The organism is Noviherbaspirillum sp. (genome assembly GCF_035944575.1).
Classification (GTDB): domain Bacteria; phylum Pseudomonadota; class Gammaproteobacteria; order Burkholderiales; family Burkholderiaceae_D; genus Noviherbaspirillum.
Map to the genome: position 1 here is coordinate 1 of NZ_DASZBA010000050.1, position 4,959 is coordinate 4,959.

3 protein-coding genes and 1 pseudogene are annotated in these 4,959 nt (G+C 61.3%); 2 read left to right on the top strand and 2 right to left on the bottom strand.

The annotated features are described in order from the left end of the window. A partial coding sequence (locus tag VGU61_RS02890) for an NAD(P)/FAD-dependent oxidoreductase (RefSeq protein ID WP_326857600.1) occupies positions 1-1,162 on the bottom strand: 1,162 nt, incomplete at its 3' end. Between the two features lie 293 nt (positions 1,163-1,455). Between VGU61_RS02890 and VGU61_RS02895 the strand changes: the two genes are divergently transcribed. After that, entirely contained in the window at positions 1,456-2,670 is a 1,215-nt protein-coding gene (locus tag VGU61_RS02895; protein ID WP_326857601.1) for a nitrate/nitrite transporter, read from the top strand. A 47-nt stretch (positions 2,671-2,717) separates the two neighbouring features. Beyond that, a complete protein-coding gene (locus tag VGU61_RS02900; protein ID WP_326857602.1) occupies positions 2,718-4,421 on the top strand; it encodes a bifunctional protein-serine/threonine kinase/phosphatase in 1,704 nt (567 codons plus the stop codon). A gap of 199 nt (positions 4,422-4,620) precedes the next feature. Here the strand turns inward: VGU61_RS02900 and VGU61_RS02905 are convergent. Continuing rightward, a pseudogene (locus VGU61_RS02905) lies at positions 4,621-4,959 on the bottom strand (ABC transporter ATP-binding protein); the annotation flags it as partial.

Sequence of the window (4,959 nt, forward strand, 5' to 3'; positions counted from 1 at the left end):
TTTTCGCCTCCCGCAGAAGCTGGAAATACCAGGAGCCGTCGACCGTGTCGCCATAGAGGCATGCGCCCACCAGCTTATCCTCCTTGAGAACCAATTTCTTGTAGACGCCGCCTATCGGGTCCGACAGCACGATTTCCTCCGTGCCCTCTCCGCCCATGAATTCTCCGGCGGAGAACAGGTCGATGCCGGTCACTTTGAGCTTGGTCGACGTGACCGATCCCTGGTAGCGGCCAATGCCGAAATTCGCCAGATGGTTCGCACATACCTTGGCCATCTCGAACAGCGGCGCGACCAGTCCGTAAGCGGTGCCGCGATGATTGACGCACTCGCCGACGGCGTAGATGCGCGGGTCGTAGGTCTGCATCGTGTCATTGACGACGATGCCCCGGTTGCAGTACAGCCCTGCCGATTCGGCCAGCGTGGTGTTGGGCCGGATACCGACCGCCATCACGACCAGTTGCGCCGGCACTTCGAGCCCGTCGGTGAAACGGATTGCCTTCACCCGGCCGTCTTCGTCGCCGATCAGCTCCTTGGTGTTCTTCTCGAGTAAAAATTTGAGGCCGCGGTCTTCCAGCGATTTCTGCAGCATCTTGCCGGCGACCGGATCGAGCTGCCGCTCCATCAGCCAGTTGGGCAAGTGCACGACGGTGACATCCATGCCGCGCAGCTTCAGGCCGTTGGCCGCTTCCAGCCCGAGCAGGCCGCCGCCGATGACGACCGCATGGGTATGCACCTGCGCGGCGTCGATCATCGCGTTGGTGTCATGGATATCGCGGTAGGAAATGACGCCCTTCAGGTCCTTGCCCGGCACCGGCAGCATAAAGGGATTGGAGCCCGTTGCCAGCAGCAGGCGGTCGTATTCGGCGGTGGTGCCGTCCTCCGCGGTCACCATGCGCTTGACGCGGTCGATCCGCGCGATCTTCTTCCCGAGATGGAGCTGGATATTGTTTTCCGCATACCAGTCGACATCGTTGAGCATGATGTCCTTGACGGTCTGCTCGCCGGCGAGCACCGGGGAAAGCAGGATGCGATTGTAGTTCGCATACGGCTCGGCGCCGAATACCGTGATGTCGTAGATATCCGGAGCGATCTTTTGCAGTTCCTCCAGCGTGCGCACGCCGGCCATGCCGTTGCCCACCATGACCAATTTCAGCTTCTTCATTAAAGCTCCCTCACCTTTCAGCTTCGCCATTGAAGCGTTAAACAATTCTCGAAGCCGTTATAAGCAAGAGGGATGCCATTCATCGCAGGTTCTCCGCGTCGCACATAAGCACCATGATGTGACGCAAACCGCACCGCGCAGGTGCATGTTCGATGTTCGATTCCGCGGAATCCACATGGCGGTGCATGTCGTGCCCGCGAAGACGCTACGGTATGCACGAAAAATGAATGGCATAGCACTTGCATCGTGCAGGCCCGTTCATCACATTCACAATTTTGGATCGAAGGCATCGGATGCAAAAGACCTCATTCTGGAAAGCCGGCCACACGCCGACATTGCTGGCCTCATTCTTCTATTTCGATCTCAGCTTCATGGTCTGGGTGATCCTCGGACCGCTCGCGGTACAGATCTCGACTGATATCGGACTGACGCCGGCACAGAAAGGCTTGATGGTGGCTACGCCGCTGCTGGCCGGTGCGTTGCTGCGCATCGTGATGGGAGTGCTGGTCGATCACCTCAAGCCGAAGAAAGCCGGCCTGATCGGGCAAGTGGTCGTCATTGCCGGACTCACCTGGGCGTGGCTCGGTCAATTGGCGAGCTATCAAAGCCTGTTGTTCCTCGGCGTGCTGCTCGGCGTCGCCGGCGCGGCATTTGCCGTTGCCTTGCCGCTGGCATCGCGCTGGTATCCGCCCGAGCACCAGGGTACCGCGCTGGGTATCGCCGGCGCCGGCAACTCCGGCACGGCATTCGCCGCACTGTTCGCGCCCGCGCTGGCGATCGCATTCGGCTGGCAGAACGTCTTCGGCCTTTGCCTTATCCCGCTCGGAATCGCGCTGCTGGTGTACATGGTGTTTGCGAAAGATGCGCCGTCGGCACCGCCGCCGAAATCACTGGTCGAGTACCTGCATGTGCTGAAGGACAAGGATGCGTGGTGGTTCATGTTCTTTTATAGCGTCACCTTCGGCGGCTTCTCGGGACTGGCCTCGTCGCTGACGATCTACTTCAACAGCCAGTACGGACTGTCGCCGGTCACCGCCGGCTACTTCACCGCTGCCTGCGTGTTCGCGGGATCGCTGGTTCGGCCACTCGGCGGACGCATCGCCGACCGCATCGGCGGCATCAAAACCTTATCGATAATGTATGTCCTTGCCGCCGTATTTTTGTTCATCGCAAGCTTTGGTCTGCAGTCGGCAGCAGCGGCCGTCGTCGTGTTTGTTTTTGCCATGCTGGCATTGGGTACGGGCAATGGCGCCGTGTTCCAGCTGGTGCCGCAACGCTTCCGCAAGGAAATTGGCGTGATGACAGGCCTGGTGGGGATGGCGGGCGGCATCGGCGGCTTCTATCTCGCTTCCAGCCTTGGCTATTCAAAACAGCTCACCGGCAACTATCAGCTCGGACTTGTTTTGTTTGCATCACTGGCGGTCGCGGCCCTGCTTGGTTTGTCGGCCGTGAAGGGACGCTGGCGCACCACGTGGGGCAGCGCGGCGATGACATCCGCAAAAATTTAGATCCGGAGAGATAAAATCGGTTGTCATCGACCACAAGAAGTCTCTCCATGCCACTTACCATTGCCGCGGGCCACGCCACGCTCGCCGGCCCCCGCGAACGCAACGAGGATTTCGTCGGCATGGTCACGCCGGACCAGCCGGAACTGTCCACCAAGGGCCTGATTGCCGCGATTGCCGACGGCGTGTCGGGCAACGACGGCGGCCGTGAGGCGGCGGAATACACCGTGCGAGGCCTGCTTGCCGACTACTATGCAACTCCGGACACCTGGCCGGTGACCCAGGCGCTCGACCGCGTGATCAAGGCGATCAACGGCTGGGTGCAAAAACAGGGATCGGCGCGGCGCGAACTGGCCGGCATGGCAACCACGCTGACCTCGGTGGTGCTGCGGGGCGGCTTCTACTATTTTTCCCATGTCGGCGACACACGGCTGTACCTGTTGCGCGGCGGCGCCCTGACCCGCCTTACCACCGATCACGTATGGGACAGACCCGAGATGCAGCACGTGCTGACGCGGGCTATCGGCCTCGACTCGCGGCTGGCGATCGATCACGGCATGGGAGAACTGCGCGAACGCGATGTATTCCTGCTTGCATCGGATGGCGTGTGGGCATGGATGACCGAATACGACATCACCAGCCTCCTGTCGGAAGTAGCGCTTGGACGCCTGGATGCGGATAGCGCCGCCGCCGCGATGGTGGAGACGGCGCAGGCAGGCGGTTCCACCGACAACAGCAGCGCACTGGTGCTCCAGGTTCTCGGGCTGCCGGAGGAAAACCTGCGGGACGCGTTGTCTCTGTCGCAGCAGTTGCCGGCGTTGCCGAAGTTGCGAACGGGCCAGTCCATCGACGGCATGGAGGTCGAAGCGCTGGTGCATTCGTCGCGGGCCACCCTGCTCTACCGGGTGGTTGATCCCCGTACCCAACGCAGGATGGCGCTGAAAACCCTGCAGCCGGAAGCAGCGGACGACCCACGCGAGCGATCCGCCTTCGCTCATGAGGAATGGCTCGCAAAAAGGGTGGTTGCGCGTTTCTTCCCGCAGGTCATCGCGCCGGAGCAAAAGAACTTCCTGTATTACCTGACCACATGGCACGACGGCTACACCGTGCAGCAGCGGCTGGACGAAGGGGCGCATTTCACCGTGCCGGAAGTGATCGCGCATGGTGAAAAGCTGGTACGGGCGGTGGGTGCCTTGCATCGTCGCAGCATCATCCATCGCGATATCAAACCGGCCAATGTGCATCTCGGCATCGACGGCGAGTTGCGCCTGCTGGACTTGGGCGTGGCGCATTCCGGACTGGAGGCGGAGAATGTGCTGGAAGCGCCTCAGGCCGGCACGCCTTCCTTCCTCGCACCGGAACAATTCGCGCATGAGCCGCCGTCGCCGCAGACCGATGTTTATGCGGCCGGCGTGACGCTATACCTAATGCTCACCAGGCGCTATCCGTATGGCGAGATCGAACCATTCCAGAACCCGCGATTCGGCGATCCGGTACCGCCGAGCAGATACCGGCCGGACGTGCCGGTATGGCTGGAAAACGTGGTGCTGAAGGCTGTGGCGCGCGACCCGTCGGATCGATTCGAGACGGCGGAGGAATTTCTGCTGGCGCTGGAACGGGGTGCGGCGAATCCGCTGCCAGGGCTGCCGGCGACACCATTGGCAAAGCGTGACCCTTTGTCGCTGTGGCGCGCGGTGGCGGTGATGTCGATTGTGATGAATTTGCTGTTGTTATATTTGATCGTGGTAGGGTGATTCGAGCGGGAGTTGATCGTGAGGTCGAGCTATCGCATGCAAATGCTCGACCCCACTACCCCTGCGCGGGCCGCCCCATCCCAACCAAGAGGATCGCGCTTGTAAGCGCAATCCGTCGGCCCCGCTTCCCCCCGCAAGGGAGAAGGTGCCTTTCCGCCAATGCCTGCCAACCCGTTTATAGTTTGGCCCGAGCCAACTACTAGGCCGCCTCCTTCAACACCGCCGGATTCGCCTGGCGGTGATACAGGAACTCCAGCACCGACCTCCGGTACTCCACATACAACGGGTCCTGCGCCAGCGCCACCCTGTCTCGCGGCCGTTCGAGCCTGACATTCACGATATCGCCGATGGTGGCTGCCGGCCCGTTCGTCATCATCACGATACGGTCGGACAGCAGCACCGCTTCATCGACATCGTGCGTCACCATCACCACTGTCGAATTCGTCTTGGCGACGATCTTCAGCAATTCATCCTGCAGGTGCGCGCGGGTGAGCGCATCAAGCGCACCGAACGGTTCATCCATCAGCAGGACTTTCGG

Coding starts and splice junctions, on each gene's coding strand:
- VGU61_RS02895 (WP_326857601.1), top strand. CDS start 1,456: ATGCAAAAGACCTCATTCTGGAAAGCCGGCCACACGCCGACATTGCTG.
- VGU61_RS02900 (WP_326857602.1), top strand. CDS start 2,718: ATGCCACTTACCATTGCCGCGGGCCACGCCACGCTCGCCGGCCCCCGC.